The 15,858-nt window shown below is 42.9% G+C and carries 18 protein-coding genes; 17 read left to right on the top strand and 1 reads right to left on the bottom strand.

The genetic code is table 11. The features are described from left to right. The first annotated feature begins 76 nt into the window (after window positions 1-76). The gene (gene lepA / locus BKH46_RS04925) at window positions 77-1,867 is read left to right on the top strand and encodes a translation elongation factor 4 (protein ID WP_172402570.1); all 1,791 of its coding nucleotides are present in this window, start codon (window positions 77-79) and stop codon (window positions 1,865-1,867) included. A 119-nt stretch (window positions 1,868-1,986) separates the two neighbouring features. Here the strand turns inward: lepA and BKH46_RS04920 are convergent, their stop codons facing one another. Continuing rightward, complete coding sequence (locus BKH46_RS04920) at window positions 1,987-2,721, bottom strand: YebC/PmpR family DNA-binding transcriptional regulator (RefSeq protein WP_095225730.1); 735 nt, start codon at window positions 2,719-2,721, stop codon at window positions 1,987-1,989. Window positions 2,722-2,910: 189 nt separating this feature from the next. Here BKH46_RS04920 and rfbA point away from each other — a divergent pair, with 189 nt between their 5' ends. The 16 genes from rfbA to BKH46_RS04840 all read left to right on the top strand — a co-directional run bounded on the left by rfbA (window position 2,911) and on the right by BKH46_RS04840 (window position 15,844). Continuing rightward, window positions 2,911-3,798: a glucose-1-phosphate thymidylyltransferase RfbA gene (rfbA, locus tag BKH46_RS04915; RefSeq protein ID WP_095225823.1), complete on the top strand. Its 888-nt coding sequence runs from the start codon at window positions 2,911-2,913 to the stop codon at window positions 3,796-3,798. A gap of 27 nt (window positions 3,799-3,825) precedes the next feature. Next, on the top strand, window positions 3,826-4,845 hold the full coding sequence (locus tag BKH46_RS04910) for a radical SAM protein (protein ID WP_095225729.1): 1,020 nt from the start codon (window positions 3,826-3,828) through the stop codon (window positions 4,843-4,845). 49 nt (window positions 4,846-4,894) lie between these two features. After that, window positions 4,895-6,019, top strand: coding sequence for a DegT/DnrJ/EryC1/StrS family aminotransferase (locus BKH46_RS04905; protein ID WP_095225728.1), 1,125 nt, complete (start codon window positions 4,895-4,897; stop codon window positions 6,017-6,019). 125 nt (window positions 6,020-6,144) lie between these two features. Further along, window positions 6,145-7,380, top strand: a complete 1,236-nt coding sequence (alr, locus tag BKH46_RS04900; RefSeq protein WP_095225727.1) for an alanine racemase — start codon at window positions 6,145-6,147, stop codon at window positions 7,378-7,380. 229 nt (window positions 7,381-7,609) lie between these two features. Further along, window positions 7,610-8,326 carry a hypothetical protein gene (locus tag BKH46_RS04895; RefSeq protein WP_095225726.1) on the top strand — a complete coding sequence of 239 codons (717 nt, stop codon included), beginning with the start codon at window positions 7,610-7,612 and terminating at the stop codon, window positions 8,324-8,326. Next, window positions 8,323-8,976: a hypothetical protein gene (locus BKH46_RS04890; protein WP_095225725.1), complete on the top strand. Its 654-nt coding sequence runs from the start codon at window positions 8,323-8,325 to the stop codon at window positions 8,974-8,976. The genes BKH46_RS04895 and BKH46_RS04890 overlap by 4 nt, the downstream gene beginning before the upstream one ends. Window positions 8,977-8,984: 8 nt before the next feature. Further along, window positions 8,985-9,212, top strand: a complete 228-nt coding sequence (locus BKH46_RS04885) for an acyl carrier protein (protein WP_095225724.1) — start codon at window positions 8,985-8,987, stop codon at window positions 9,210-9,212. Next, window positions 9,209-10,276, top strand: coding sequence for a ketoacyl-ACP synthase III (locus BKH46_RS04880; RefSeq protein ID WP_095225723.1), 1,068 nt, complete (start codon window positions 9,209-9,211; stop codon window positions 10,274-10,276). Before BKH46_RS04885 ends, BKH46_RS04880 begins: the two co-directional genes overlap by 4 nt. 1 nt (window position 10,277) lies before the next feature. Then, a complete protein-coding gene (locus BKH46_RS04875) occupies window positions 10,278-10,631 on the top strand; it encodes a hypothetical protein (RefSeq protein ID WP_095225722.1) in 354 nt (117 codons plus the stop codon). Then, window positions 10,628-11,281 carry a hypothetical protein gene (locus BKH46_RS04870; RefSeq protein WP_095225721.1) on the top strand — a complete coding sequence of 218 codons (654 nt, stop codon included), beginning with the start codon at window positions 10,628-10,630 and terminating at the stop codon, window positions 11,279-11,281. The genes BKH46_RS04875 and BKH46_RS04870 overlap by 4 nt, the downstream gene beginning before the upstream one ends. Before the next feature lie 10 nt (window positions 11,282-11,291). Continuing rightward, window positions 11,292-11,510 (top strand): acyl carrier protein, encoded by a 219-nt coding sequence (locus BKH46_RS04865; RefSeq protein ID WP_095225720.1) that lies wholly within the window; start codon window positions 11,292-11,294, stop codon window positions 11,508-11,510. Next, a complete protein-coding gene (locus tag BKH46_RS04860) occupies window positions 11,507-12,223 on the top strand; it encodes an SDR family oxidoreductase (protein ID WP_095225719.1) in 717 nt (238 codons plus the stop codon). The genes BKH46_RS04865 and BKH46_RS04860 overlap by 4 nt, the downstream gene beginning before the upstream one ends. 32 nt (window positions 12,224-12,255) lie before the next feature. Next, on the top strand, window positions 12,256-13,095 hold the full coding sequence (locus BKH46_RS04855) for an AAC(3) family N-acetyltransferase (protein WP_172402563.1): 840 nt from the start codon (window positions 12,256-12,258) through the stop codon (window positions 13,093-13,095). Then, a complete protein-coding gene (locus BKH46_RS04850; protein WP_095225717.1) occupies window positions 13,092-13,910 on the top strand; it encodes an SDR family oxidoreductase in 819 nt (272 codons plus the stop codon). The genes BKH46_RS04855 and BKH46_RS04850 overlap by 4 nt, the downstream gene beginning before the upstream one ends. A 168-nt stretch (window positions 13,911-14,078) precedes the next feature. Next, window positions 14,079-15,632: an amino acid adenylation domain-containing protein gene (locus BKH46_RS04845; RefSeq protein ID WP_095225716.1), complete on the top strand. Its 1,554-nt coding sequence runs from the start codon at window positions 14,079-14,081 to the stop codon at window positions 15,630-15,632. After that, window positions 15,629-15,844, top strand: a complete 216-nt coding sequence (locus BKH46_RS04840; RefSeq protein ID WP_095225715.1) for a hypothetical protein — start codon at window positions 15,629-15,631, stop codon at window positions 15,842-15,844. Before BKH46_RS04845 ends, BKH46_RS04840 begins: the two co-directional genes overlap by 4 nt. Window positions 15,845-15,858 lie beyond the last annotated feature (14 nt).

The raw sequence follows: 15,858 nt of genomic DNA, 5'->3' as shown, positions 1-15,858 counted from the left end.
CTTAAAATCCCTACAGGCACTCACTCAAATTTGATACAATAAGCAAAAAATTGAAGGCATAAAAATAATGGCAGATATGCAACACATAAGAAATTTTTCGATCATTGCCCATATCGATCACGGCAAAAGCACTCTAGCCGATCGCTTGATCCAAGAGTGTGGCGGGGTGAGTGAGCGTGAGATGATGGATCAGATTATGGATACAATGGATATTGAAAAAGAAAGAGGGATCACGATCAAAGCACAATCTGTGCGGCTCAACTACACACTCAATGGCACAAACTACACACTCAATCTGATTGACACGCCCGGACATGTGGATTTTAGCTATGAAGTTTCTCGCTCGCTGAGCTCTTGTGAGGGGGTTTTGCTAGTTGTGGATGCTTCTCAAGGCGTGCAAGCCCAAACAATCGCTAATGTCTATATCGCGCTCGAAAATAACCTAGAAATTATTCCTGTTATCAACAAAATCGACCTCCCAGCAGCCGATCCCATCGCTGTGGCTGAAGATATCGAGGCGACAATTGGAGTAGATTGCACAGATGTTGTGTGCGTGAGCGCTAAGAGTGGAGTGGGGATCAAAGAGCTTTTAGAGAGGATTATTCGGCAAATCCCCCCACCAAAGGGCGATGAAAAGGCAAAGACAAAGGCTCTGATTTATGATTCTTGGTTTGATAATTATTTAGGGGCTCTGGCTTTAGTGCGGCTCAAAGATGGGTCGATTTCTGTAGGGCAAGAGGTCTTGGTGATGAATACAGGCAAAAAACACGAGGTTTTAAACTTGTATTATCCCCACCCTGTGCATAAAGTCATGACAAAAACCATACAATGCGGGGAGATTGGTATCATTTCATTGGGGTTAAAAAATGTCACAGATATGGCTGTGGGCGATACCATCACAGACGCTAAAAATCCTATTTCAGAGCCTATTGAGGGCTTTATGCCTGCTAAACCTTTTGTGTTTGCAGGGATCTATCCCATTGATACAGATCGCTTTGAAGAGCTCCGCGATGCACTCAATAAACTGCGACTCAATGACTCTGCTTTGAGCTTTGAGCCAGAAACAAGCATTGCTTTGGGCTTTGGCTTTCGTGTGGGGTTTTTGGGATTATTGCATATGGAAGTAGTCAAAGAACGCTTGGAGCGAGAGTTTAACCTTGATTTGATCGCTACAGCCCCAACGGTTGTGTATGAAGTGAGCTTGACAGATGGCACGCACATCAAAGTCCAAAATCCTAGCGAACTCCCCCCAGAGCAAAAAATTGCCTCAATCTCTGAGCCTTATGTGCGCGCTTCTATCATCACGCCGAGTGAATATTTAGGGAATATCATCACGCTCTTATCCCATCGGCGCGGTATCCAAGAAAAGATGGAATATCTCACGCAATCTCGGGTAATGCTTGTGTATGCACTCCCTAGCAATGAAATTGTGATGGATTTTTATGACAAGCTCAAGTCTTGCACCAAGGGCTATGCAAGCTTTGATTATGAGCCTATCGGCTATCAAGAGGGCAATTTAGTCAAACTCGATGTGCGTGTGGCTGGTGAGATTGTTGATGCGCTTTCTGTGATTGTCGATAAAGACAAGTCCTATGAAAAAGGCAAGGGCCTTGTAGAATCCATGAAAGAAATCATACCCCGACAGCTCTTTGAAGTGGCTATCCAAGCGAGCATAGGTAATAAAGTCATCGCAAGAGAAACGGTCAAATCAATGGGCAAAAATGTGACAGCAAAATGCTATGGGGGCGATATCACCAGAAAAAGAAAGCTCTTAGAAAAGCAAAAAGAGGGCAAAAAGAGAATGAAAGCTATTGGAAAAGTTGAGTTACCACAAGAAGCATTTTTAGCAGTGCTAAAAATCGACTGATGAGCTTGGCTAGAGCCAACTATCCATCAATCATCAACTAGTCCCCTCCCCCTAAAACAATGCAACAAAAGCCAAAAAAAGCTAGTCATAAAACTCAGCTTAAAGGCACAAGAGGGCTATCAATTGACATTGGTATAAACAGCTTGCACATCATCATCTTCTTCGATCTTATCCAAAAGCTTTTCTAGCTCACTGAGCTGGCTTTCATCAAGAGAAATAGGACTATTGGGGATACGAGAAAGCAGGGCTTTTTTGAGCGGGAGTCCCAATGCTTCAAACCCCTCATGCAAGCGCCCAAAATCTGTATAATCCCCATAAGCTACCAATACCTCCCCCTCTTCTGTCTGGATTTGTTCGAGCTCTTGGAGTCCATAATCAATCAAACTAAGCTCGAGCATATCCACAGAAAGATTGGCAGCTTCAAGGCTTGCTAAAGTCAGTTCAAACACGCTTTTTCGTGAAAACATAAACTCCAAAGACCCATTAGGCACGATGGATGCCCCAGGTGTTTTGTTGAAATAACTCTTGATATTAGCAATTGTCCTTGTGGGATTATCTGTAGTGCATTCGATAAATAGCAGCACACCATTGCTTGCCTTGCCCTCATAGACAATCTCTGAAAACACGCCATCTTTACCCAAAGCCCTCTTGATCGCTGCATCGATATTGTCTTTAGGCATATTTTGGGCTTTAGCGTTTGCAATCGCTGTGCGTAGCTTAGCGTTCATCATCGGATCGCCCCCTCCCTCTTTAGCAGCAACCGTGATCGATTTAGCAAGCTTGGGGAACACCCGACTCATCTTATCCCATCGTTTTTCTTTAGCAGCTCGGCGATATTCAAAGGCTCGTCCCATTACATCTCCTATTTTTTAGTCAAATTATATCAAGGGAAGCAAAAAGTTTCAATGCACTGCTTGCCTTATCTTTGAAGTATGACCGCTAAAATATGCCTTTTTGCGTTCTTGTTGTATTCTTGATATATCCATTAAGATAAATATCAAATATTTTCAGTTAAAATGCCAGAAAATCAACGGGAGTTTTATTTGAAAGGCATTATTCTAGCAGGAGGCAGTGGCACAAGGCTCTATCCGACCACGCTCGCCCTATCCAAGCAGCTGCTCCCCATCTATGATAAGCCCATGATTTATTATCCCCTCTCTGTGCTGATGTTAGCGCTTATCCGTGAAGTCCTCATCATCTCTACGCCTAAAGATATTCCTTTGTTTCAAGCTATCTTTGGTGATGGCTCTTGGCTGGGTATGGATATCCAATACTGCATACAGCAATCCCCTGATGGACTAGCCCAAGGTCTTATCCTCGCGCAAGATTTTATCGGAGATGATACTATTGCCTTAATTCTTGGAGATAATATATTCTATGGGCAGGGCTTTTATCCCATGCTCCAAAGCGCAAAAACAAACGCTGCCAAAAACCAAGCCACGATTTTTGCCTACCCTGTCAGAGATCCTCAGAGATTTGGTGTTGTCACCTTTGATACGCACAATCAAGTCCAAAGTATCGAAGAAAAGCCCGCAAACCCCAAAAGCAAATTCGCCATCACAGGGCTATATTTCTATGACAATTCTGCAATATCCATCGCCAAAAGTATCCGCCCTAGCCACCGCAAAGAGCTTGAAATCACAGATGTCAATATCATCTATATGCAGCAAAAGCGCCTCCAAGTCCAGCTGCTCGGCAGAGGATTTGCTTGGCTAGATACTGGCACGCACGATAGCTTGATTGAAGCAAGCAGCTTTGTGCAGACTATCGAACACCGCCAAGGCTATAAAATCGCTTGCTTAGAAGAAATCGCTTATACCAATCAATGGATAGACGCACAAAGCCTTTTAAAAAGAGCAGAACATTTGAGTAAAAGTGGCTATGGTGCTTACCTAAAAGACCTACTCAAGCACACACACCCCCATACCTAAACCCCCAAACTATTATTAGGAGCAACCATGAAAATCAATAATTTTAATTCTGATGAAAAAATATTGCGTTATACCGATAAAATCGATTATTTTCTCAACGGACACAAAACGCTCATTGTCGCTGAATTTGACCTCACCAACAAATGCAACCACAGATGTCCGGGCTGTTGTGGCAATAATGAAAACAACGCTGAACTCTCAAAAGATCAAGTAGAAAAAGTCATCGAAGGACTCAAAAGCCTTGAGTGCAAAGGCGTTATTCTCTCAGGGGGGGGGGAGCCCACAATTAGCCCCTATTTTGAATACGCTATCACTCTACTCAAACAAGCTGGGATCAATATCGGCTTGAATTCCCATGGTATGAACCTTGATGAACAAAAAGCCACCATCATTGCCAACAACTTAGAATACTTCAGAATCAGTCTTGATGCGGGCAGCCCTGAAATGTATGAAAAAATCCACGGCATGAAGCCCCATCATTTTGAAAAAACACTAGAAAATATCGCCCTTTTTGCTAAAATCAAAAAAGACCTCGGCTCTAAAACCTCCTTTGGCGTGGGATTTCTCACCTCTGAACTCACACAAAAAGATATGGAGCCTTTTGTTAGGCTTGTCAAAGAAAGAGGCGCAGATTTTGCGCAATTCAGACCTTTCACAGGCAATACACTCAATATTTTGCCTATTTTAGAGGATTTGAAAAAAAGATATGAAGATGAGCATTTCAAAATCGTAGGCAGCTATCAAAAATACAAAGAAATGAGCGATACAAGCTATCGGGGTTATGACAAATGCCACGGAATGTTTTTCTCCACGGTGATTTCAGCCGACTTTAAAGTCTGGGCTTGTTTGCATTTCAGACAAAGCGCTAAGCATTTCTTGGGCGATCTCAGAGAGCAAACACTCGAAGAAATCTGGAAGGGCTCAAGAATCAGAGAAGTATATAACGCTATCAATTGTGCAGAGTGCCCTATTTTATGCCGTAATGACAGCTTCAATCGCACACTCGATAAGCTCAGCCTTGAAGTCACCAATAGTGAATTCCTCTAAGCATATGGCTTCTATCTAGCCACTATAGAGTCTAATATGGAGTCTGACAATGCCAATTCAAGTCAATAAACCCTATCTCCCTGATATTAAAAAATATCAAAAATATTTAGAAACCATCTGGAATAACCACCATTTAACAAATTTTGGCCCTCTCTCTTGTGCGCTTGAGGAAAGATTGTGCGATTATTTGGGTATTGACCACGCGCTTTTTGTCGCTAATGGCACGATCGCCTTACAAATTGCTTACAAGCTCGCAGGACTCCAAAGAGATGATGCTATCATCACAACGCCATTTTCATTTGTCGCTACGACCTCTACACTGCTTTGGGAGGGGTTAAAGCCTGTGTTTTGTGATATTTCGCCCACAAGCTTTTGTATCGATACGCACAAAATCCCCACGCTCATCACAGAAAAAACAAAGGCCATTTTAGGAGTGCACGTATTTGGCAACCCCTGTGAAGTCCAAGCCCTCCAAGCCCTCGCAGACAAACACAATCTCAAGGTCATTTATGATGCTGCCCACGCCTTTGGTGTGCGATTGATAGAAAAAACAAGCAACGCACAAACAGCCCAAAAAGGCACGAGTATTTTTAATTACGGCGATATATCCACTTTGAGTTTGCACGCAACCAAGCTTTTCCATAGTATTGAGGGAGGGCTTATCATCGCCAAAGACCCTGCTTATATTACAGAAGCCAAAAAACTCATCAATTTTGGACTAGCCAATGCCCTGCCAACTACAATCGGTATCAATGCCAAAAATAGCGAATTCCACGCTGCGATGGGATTATGCGTGCTCGATGATATAGATACAATACTCCAAGAACGCCAAAGAATCTGGGAATATTACTACAAACATCTCAAAGATGACTTTACCACCCAAACCCTCCATCAAAATGCTAGCAACAATTACCATTATTTCCCCATTGTATTCCCAAGCCAAGAAGAGCTCTCAAAAGCCCTGACCCAACTCAATGCCCTAAAAATATTCCCCCGCAGATATTTCTATCCCAGCTTAGATGACCTCTCTTTTGCCCCGACCCCATATGCTTGCCCCATCTCAAGAGATATAGCTAGTAAAATCCTTTGCTTGCCCCTTTATGTGGGATTACCCCAAGTAGCCCAAGACAGCATTATCCACACCCTAAAGACCCTAAAGCACGCAGAAGCCTAAAGGGCTTTGAATCTTTAAGACTCAGATAACCACAACGCAATATTTGCACAAAAATCTTGCAAATCTCACCCTATCAAACCCCAAAAAACCAAGTATAATATAACACTCTCACAAAAAGGAAAAAAATGTTTGCCAACAATAAAAAACTCGCCCTCATGGCTTTATGTATCGGATCTTTAGCACTCAGTGCTCCTGTGCTCAACTACCCCTATGCAGTCACACGCAGCAATGTCAATGCCTATTTAGAAATCGACCCCCAAATCCTCAAAAACAACATACAAATCATCAAAAAAACACTCGATGGCAAGTCAAAAATCTGTGCTGTCCTCAAGGCAAATGCTTATGGCAGCAGTATCCAAAATATACTTTCTATCCTCACAGAAGAAAAAATCCCCTGCATTGCCATCACGAGCAATGAAGAGATCAAAAAACTGCGACATCTCAAATACAATGGTCAGATCTTAAGAATACGCACGGCTACAATGGGCGAGATCAAAGACGCTATCCCCTATCGTGTCACAGAAACGCTCGGTAACCTTACACAAGCCCAAGCCCTCAATGCCCTAGCCCAAAAAGAGCACAAAACCTTGCCGATCCATATCAACCTAAACTCTGCGGGTATGGATAGAAATGGCGTGGATATGAGTAGCAAAGAGGGCAAAGACATAGCTGTAAAAATCGCTACCTTGCCCCATCTCAAAGTCGAAGGTATCATGACACACTTCCCAATGGAAGATATTCCCTCAATCCAAGCAGGCCTTGCGCAATTCAAAAAAGACTCTGCTTATCTCATCAAGGCCGCCCATCTCAATGCTAAAAACATCACTCTACACACAGCAAATTCCATTGCTACAATCGAAGTGCCTGCTTCAAGGCTAGATATGGTGCGCCCTGGTATGCTGATTTATGGCGATAAGGCATTTGAGAAATACGGTATCAAGCAGTCTATGCGTTTCATCTCTGCAGTCGCAGCGATCAATACCTACCCCAAGGGCTCAAAAGTAGGTTATGATGGGACTTATACGCTCTCTAGAGATTCAAGGCTTGCTAATATCCCTATCGGCTATTCTGATGGCTACCCCAGAAGCCTCTCCAACAAAGGGCAAGTGCTCATCAATGGGCATAAAGTCCCCATAGTTGGGCGTATCTCGATGAATACTTTTATGGTCGATGTGACAGATTTTCCTGATATCAAAGCAAACAACCCTGTTGTGCTCTTTGGCAAACAGTGTGGCAATGAAATCACTGAAGAAGACATCGCCCAAAATACTCAAACTATTTTTGCTGAAACTATGGTGATTTGGGGGAATTCAAACCCTATTTTTATCAAAGACAGCGCGCAAAATGAAGTCTGTCCATAACTATCATTTAGCCCACTTAACCCCCCCCTCCCATAGCTATTCATTGATAGCCATTAATGAATAGCTATCAAGCTTTTGAGTTGGGGCAACTTTATCCACATAATCCATACAATCTGTGCGATAAATTCAACAACTTTAAAGCTCTTTGAGATATAATCGCATTTCTAAAGACACCCTTGAATTGGGGATAGACAAAGAGTCAAACAGCAAATACATAGGAATAGCGACAATGGATAGCTTCTATCATCAAGATGAGCTTTTGGGCTTGGGCTTTCGATCACTCGGGAGTAATGTCCTCTTGAGTAAAAAAGCAAGCATTTACAACGCCCAAAATATCAGCATTGCTAGCAATGTGCGTATCGATGATTTTGTCATACTTTCAGGGCATATCCATATCGGTAACTTTGTGCATATTGCCTCAGGGAGTGTCTTGATGGCTAAAGAAGAGGGCATTTTCTTGCGTGATTATGCTGGCGTGAGTATCCAATGCAAGATTTTAGGTTCGAGCGATGATTTTAGTGGTGGGGCGCTTGTTGGCCCTTGTATCCCCATGCCATACCGACAGATCACCTCCAAGCCCATCATTTTAGACCGACACTCTCTATTGGGCTGTGGCTCGATTATCCTCCCTGGTGGGGGGCTCGCAGAGGGCGTGAGCGTGGGGGCTGCGAGCCTTATTTTGCGCCAAACAAAGCCTTGGGGGATTTACTTTGGAGCCCCTGCTAAACGCATAGCTGCACGTAGTCAAGACCTCCTTGAGCTAGAAAAAGATTTTTTAAGCACACAAGCAGAGAAACTCAATGGGGGGGGGGGCGCTCAATACCAAAGCATAAATCACACTGATTATTCTAAACTTTCCCCCATCTCTCCCTCTCTTTTTTCTATTTTTTCTATCACTGCTGTTCCTCGCGCTTTTGATATTGTGCCTTTAAAGGCTATTGCGTGAAAAATATATTTTTTATTGGCGCAGGGGGGTTTGGGAGTGAGTGTTATCAGACGATTTTAGAAGTGATGGCAGTGGATAAAAATATTTGTTTTAAAGGTTTTTTATCTACAAGTAATGATTTAGCCCCTTATGGACTGGAGCATTTGTTTTTAGGGCATTATGATGATTATGCATTTGGTAGAGATGATTATGCTGTGATTGCTATCGGAAATCCTATTGCAAGATTTAAGATCTATCATTTATTGAAAAACAGAGGGGTGCAATTTTATAATCTGATCTCACCTAGGGCGTTGGTGAGCCATACAGAGTTGATAGGAGAAGCTAATGTGATTTGTCCTTTTAGCTACCTAGGGCTCAATACCACCATCGGCAATGCCAATATCATCGGCTTTTATGCCCTTGTTGGGCACGACTGCAAGGTCGGGGATTATAATTTCATCAGTTCTTATGTTTCATTTGGTGGGGGCGCAAGTATTGGGAGTTATAACTTCCTAGCGCATAAAGCCACGCTCTCTCCCAAAGCCTCTATGGGAGATAACTGCACCCTCTCAGCCCACTCTTTGATCGCCAAAAAACTCAAAGACCACACAATCGCCCTAGGCAGCCCCGCTGAACCTATCGGCACCAATCCCCCCATACCACACACATAAGGACATCTATGCAAGAAAAAATCAAGCAAATTATCGCCGAACTCAGACCCGATATTGAGCTAGAAGATTCAATGGAGTTTATCAATGATGGGATATTTGATTCTTTTGATATTGTTTCTTTAGTCGCAGCCTTGGATAAAGAATTTGGCATATCCATCGATGGGAGCAAGATCGCGCCCAAATATTTCAATACTCTTTCAGATATCCAAGCCCTCATCAAAGAGTCGCAACGATGAATTTCAACTTTTCTGGGTATCAAATCACTGCGCTCATCAGCATACTGCCTGCAAATGAAAGCTTGTTTGATGATGAAATCCCCAACTACAATTTCCCACCCCAAAAATCCAAGCTCCTCAAAGAGCTAATGGGCTATAACAAGCACAGAATCGCCTCTAGTGGCACATTGGCTTCAGATTTTATCATCGCAGGCTTCCAACATCTCTTTGAGCAAAATATCATCACCCCAAATGATATTGACGCCCTTATCTATATCACTCAATCTCCTGATTATCTCATACCACAGACTTCAACAATCATCCAACACCGCGTGGGGCTAAAAAACGATATTTTATGCTTTGATTGCAATCAAGGTTGCGCGGGCTTTATCCACGGGCTTTTTCAAGCATTTTTTATCCTCCAAAATCCCCAAATCCAAAGAGTCGCAGTCGCTAACACAGATATTTTGAGCCATAAAGTCAATAAAAAAGACCGCAATAGCTATCCTCTTGTGGGCGATGGAGGGAGCATTGCTATCATCGAGAGGAGTGGGGTGCGAAATGAGATTTTTTGCTTCAATCAGACCTTTGGCGCAAACGCTCTGGCTATCCATATCCCCGCTGGGGGCTTCAAACTCCCTGCTACAGATGCAACAGCCAAAGACTTCATAGACAGCGATGGGAATACCAGAAATCTGAATAATCTCGTGATGGAGGGGGCGAGCGTATTTAGCTTCGTGCAAGAATATGTGCCTGTGATGGTAGAAAATCTCCTTGAATATGCCAAATTATCCAAAGACGCTATCGATTATTACATCTTCCACCAACCCAATAAATTCATGCTCGAAAAGCTCGCTGACAAGCTCGGTATCCCCCATCACAAAATGCCCCACAATATCGTAGAAAATTTTGGCAATGGCAGTGGTATCACGATCCCACTCAATCTCTGCTTCAACCTCGCTAACAACCCAGAGCCATCTCTAAAAATCTGCTTTGGGGGCTTTGGCGTGGGGCTGACTCTTGCAGGGATTATCATGGACTTAGAAAAAATCTCGTATCAAAACATCATCACCCTAAAGGAATAGTATGCAAACATTACTCCAAAGACTCCAAGACCTGCTCGATAGCCCCAAGCTCACGCCCACAAGCAAACTCTCTAATCTCAGTGAGTGGGACAGCCTTGCGATGGTCGCGCTCATCGCCCTTGCTAAAAAGCATTACAACGCCACAATCACGTTCAATGCGCTCGCACAATGTGTAGAAATACAAGATATTTTTGACTTGCTTTCAAGCAATGGGGGGGGGGGCGCTCAATACCAAAGCATAAATCACACTGATTATTCTAAACTTTCCCCCATCTCTCCCTCTATTTTTTCTATTTCTTCTATAGTTGCTGTTCCTCGCTCTCTTGATATTGCGCCTTTAAGGGCTATTGCGTGAAAAATATATTTTTTATTGGCGCAGGGGGGTTTGGGAGTGAGTGTTATCAGACGATTTTAGAAGTGATGGCAATAGATAAAAATATTTGTTTTAAAGGTTTTTTATCTACAAGTAATGATTTAGCCCCTTATGGACTGGAGCATTTGTTTTTAGGGCATTATGATGATTATGCATTTGGTCGAGATGATTATGCTGTGATTGCTATCGGAAGTCCTATTGCTAGATTTAAAATCTATCATTTATTGAAAAACAGAGGGGTGAAATTTTATAATCTGATCTCACCTAGGGCGTTGGTAACGGGATTAAAAGATTTAGGAGAGGCTAATATTATCGCCCCTTTTAGCTCGCTAGCCTATAATGTCAAAATTGGCAATGCTAACTTAATCAACTCCACTTGCGCCATCGGACACGATAGCCAAATCGGCAGTTACAATGTCATTGGTTCTTATTGTGCGTTCAGTGGGTTTAGCTCTATCCAAGATGGGAATTATCTAGCCACACGCATTACTCTTTTCCCCAAAGCAAAAGTCGGCTCGAACAACAAAATCTCAGCAGGGAGCATTGTTTTCAAACGCATTAAAGACCATACAATCGCCTTTGGCAACCCTGCTGAAGTCATCGGCACACACGAAATCTTTGAATTCAACTAAGGAGCAAACAATGGAAAAATTCTATGCAAAACTTCAAGATATTCTTGAGGTAGAAACTCTCTCAGATAGCGATATTTTGGAGGATTTCCCCGATTGGGATAGCTTGAGTATCATCACACTCATCACATTTTTAGACAAAGAATATCAAGTCAATCTCTATACCAACGAAATCAAAGCGGCCAAAACCATCAAAGACCTCTGCTGCTTGATTGAAAGCAAGCGCAAATGAAGCCTTGGGCTCTCTTGACAGGGGGGCGCTCAGGGATTGGGAGGGCGATCGCTCAAGAGCTCTCGATGACACACCACATTGTCTTTATCTCACGCGATCCCCTAGAGCTCAACACACAAATCCAAACCCTCAAAGACCCTAAGGGACACAAAGTATTCAAATGCGACTTGAAAGACTTAAAAGAAACTGAATATCTAATGCAAGAAATTTGTAAAGATTATAAAATAGAAACCTTTATCCATTGTGCGGGGATCAATTATGTATCCTATGCCAAACATTTTGATTATACCCAAATGATGGAGTGTGCTAATGTCAATCTCTATGCAGCAATGGTTATCATCAAATATCTACTCAAAAAGCCCGCTAAAGACTATCTAAAACAGATTATCTTTATCTCTAGTATCTCTGCACGCAAGGCAAAAGCAGGCGATGGGCTGTATGCTTCCACAAAAGGTGGATTGGACGCATATATGAGAGCCTTATCTCAAGAGCTAGCCCCTCAAATCAGAGTAAATTCCATATTGCCCGGGACAATATTTGACACACAAACCACGCAAAAAATATTCACACAAGCCCAAAAAGCAGAGCTACTCAAGCAATACCCCCTCGGAGAGGGGCATTGCGAAGACATCGCAGGGGGTGTGCGCTTTTTGCTACAAAACAAATGGATCACAGGGCAAGAACTCATCATCGATGGAGGGTTTTGTGTCTAGGGAGTCTATCAAACAAAGGAGCAAACAAACCCATGGAAGATAAAAATCTGATACTTTTCACCCATCAAAACACCCCCATCACCAAAAGCGACCTACTCCAAGCCCTAAGGGACATACAAGCCCATCAGTGCGATTATTTGTTTATCCACTCTGAGCTAAGCTTTGGATTGCCCTCTGAATTTTTGAGTAAAAAAGAATTGCTAAGCCATCTCATGGATATATTCTTCTCTTTGGGCGTCCCGCATTTGATTGTCCCTACTTTTAGCTTTAGCTTTTGCGCCAAAGAAGATTTCAACCCCCAAAGCACCCCATCGCCCATGGGTATCTTGAGCGAATATTTCAGAAAGCTCCCAAACGCAAAGCGCACACTCGATCCATTGATGTCGTGCGCTTATATCGGTAATGATTTAGGGCTGTGCGATATTTCTAAGCACTCATGCGGGGCAGGCAGTCTGTTTGATAAGCTCCATAGCCGCAAAGATGTGAAATTTCTCTTTTTTGGCAATCAAGTCCATCAGTGTTTCACTTATTCGCACTATATCGAACGCGCGCTAGAAGTCCCTTATCGATACGACAAAGCCTTCAGTGGGAATATCATCACACAAAATAAGAGCTATCAAGACACTTTTATCTTGCCTGTGCGCTATGCAAATGTCTTTGCCTTTGAAGATGACACCCTCTCTCAAAGACTCAGTAGCACTATCACCAAAACGCGCATTGGCAAATCCCCGATTGAAATCATCAGCGAAAAAGAAGCCTATCACATGATTGTTGATGCGATTTCCCAAAATATTGATTTTATGCTAAAAGCCCCTTACCCTAGGGATTTTCTCGATCCAACTTACACCTATGGCAAAAAGGTCGCACTATGAAATACACCCTCTTAAGTGGCGCTAGCTCTGATATCGGTCAAGCCATCGCCCACAAGCTAGCAGCCCAGCACGCACTGATTTTGAGCGCCAAAGACTCCCAAAAGCTCCAAGCCCTCAAAGAAGAGCTCCCGCAAAACTTCGCACATAAAACCTTGCTGTGCGATCTCAATGATATTGTCAATATCCCAAGTGCAATCTATAGCATACTCAAAGCCCCAGAGCAAACAAGAAGCGACAAAGTTAGAGGGGGGGGGGCAGAGGACAAAAAGGGTGAGGACAAAAAGGGTGATGTGGTGGATAGTCAAGATAGTCAAGAGCACTCAAATATCACGATAGAAAACTTTATCCATTGCGCAGGGGAGGCTGCATTTGGTGCGATCAAGCATTTTGATTATATGCGTGCTTTAGAGAGCTTCAATGTCAATTATTTTAGCTGCTGCGCGATCATTGCTGCCTTACTCAAAAAGCCCAATCACAACGCACTCAAAAATATCATACTCATCTCGAGTATCTCTGCTATCAAGGGCTATAAGGGGACAAGTATCTACGCAGGGGCAAAAGCAGGGCTAGATTCTTTGGCTAGAAGTCTTTGCGCTGAGCTAGCTGATAATATAAATATCAACTCTCTCCAGCTCGGCCCTATCCCCACAAGGGCTAATGCCTACCTTGATACAAGCCGTTTATGCAACAACACGTACGCGCAACTCACGCCTAGCGATGTCGCTTCTTGGGTCGCATATCTCCTTGCTTGCCCGCATGGGCTCAATGGACAAAATATCACACTCGATGGAGGCATGAGTATCAAAGGCGCCTAAGGTCTTGCCTTCATATTAAAATTAATATTCAAAGTGCGTGGGAGGCTAGAAAGAGTGGCGTGATATGTAGGCTTATGGTATAATAAACCCCGAATTAGACCCAAAGATTGCCCGCCAAAATAGAAAGAGATAGAGAGATAAAAAACAAAAGGAATCCAAAGGAGATATATGCATATCAATGTGATGGAATACTTGATAGCCACCACGCACAAATATCCCGATAAAATCGGCTTTGAAGACGCTAATGGGTCTGTGAGTTTTAAGGATTTTTATCAAAAAGCACTTTTTGTTTCCACGCATTTAATCACGCATAACACCACGCCAAAAGACGCTCCTGCCCCTATCGCACTTTTCTTACCCAAATCCATCATACAGCTCCAAGCCCTCTGTGGAGTCTTGCTCTCTGGTAATGTGTATATGCCCTTAGATATTAAAAGTCCTTTGCAAAGACTAGAAGCGATTCTGGCGCATATCAAGCCTGTATATATCATCACAGATAAAGAACATCAAGATAAGCTCATAAACTTGGTAGAAAAAGAAAAAATTTTATTGATAGAAGATTTAATCAAAGAAATAGAAGACATCAAGACAAATTTTAGCGCAAGGATCGATACAGACCCTGCTTATATCATCAATACCTCAGGTTCTACAGGTGTCCCTAAAGGAGTGGTTGTTTCCCATCGGAGCGTGATTGATTATATTGAGTGGATTTTATCGACTCAAGCTATTTGTCCGAGAGTTGATGATGTGATTGGGAATCAATCACCTTTTTATTTTGATAACTCTGTGCTGGATATTTATCTGTGCTTTTTCACAGGAGCCAAGCTCGCGCTGATCTCTGAAGAAAAATTTTTATTCCCCGCTGATTTGCTGGCCTATTTACACACGCAACATATCAGCTATATTTTTTGGGTGCCTAGTATGCTAAGAAATATCGCAAATACGCACGCACTCGCCCAATGCACACCCAAACTTCGAGTGATTTTGTTTGCTGGAGAAACAATGCCTACAAAAATACTCAATCACTGGATTTCCCACTATCCCCTTGCTACCTTTGGCAATCTCTATGGCCCTACTGAAATCACCGTGGATTGCACATTTTATATCATCGCGCGCGCATTTAAAGATGATGAACCTCTACCCATCGGGAATTCTTGCCGCAATACACAAATCTTCCTCTTAAGCCCTGAGCTAACCCCCATCACAAAAGCGCACACCATCGGAGAAATTTGCGTGCGTGGGAGCTGCCTTTCACTGGGCTATTACAACGACTTTGATAAAACGCAAGCTGCCTTTATCCAAAACCCCTTGCATAACCACTATCCAGAAAAAATCTATAAAACAGGCGATTTGGGCTATTATAATGAACTAGGCGAGCTAATCCTCACAGGGCGCAAAGACCATCAGATCAAACACAATGGCTATCGTATCGAACTAGGCGAGATAGAAAATGCCTTAGGGGATTTTGAGGGTATCAACGCTTTGTGCGTGCTCTACCATCAAGAAGATTCTGTCCTTGAGCTATGCTATGAAGCCCCAGAAGCCATATCAAAAGCCGCACTTTTTGCCCATCTCAAAAACAAGCTCCCCAAATATATGTATCCTCAGATTCTCACCCATCTCAAAGCCCTCCCTATCAATGCTAATGGCAAGATCGACAGACTTACCCTGCAACAATCCCACAAATCCCACCACCCCAAAACAAAGGACACTCCCCAATGAAAAACACCCAAATAAAAAATACGCGCGTGAAAAATGTAATGGAATACTTGATAGCCACAGCACATAAATATCCCGATAAAATCGGCTTTGAAGACGCTAAGGGGTCTGTGAGTTTTAAAGATTTTTATCAAAAAGCGCTTTTTGTTTCTACGCATTTAATCAATATTGCCCCCCCCCCCCCGCAAAGGTCTGCTGCAATCAAGATTCCCTAAATCCAAACACATTT

The organism is Helicobacter sp. 12S02634-8, assembly GCF_002272865.1.
In the GTDB taxonomy this organism is placed as follows: domain Bacteria; phylum Campylobacterota; class Campylobacteria; order Campylobacterales; family Helicobacteraceae; genus Helicobacter_J.
Note: the sequence above shows the minus strand (reverse complement) of the source record. Positions and strands in the feature narration are given on the sequence as shown.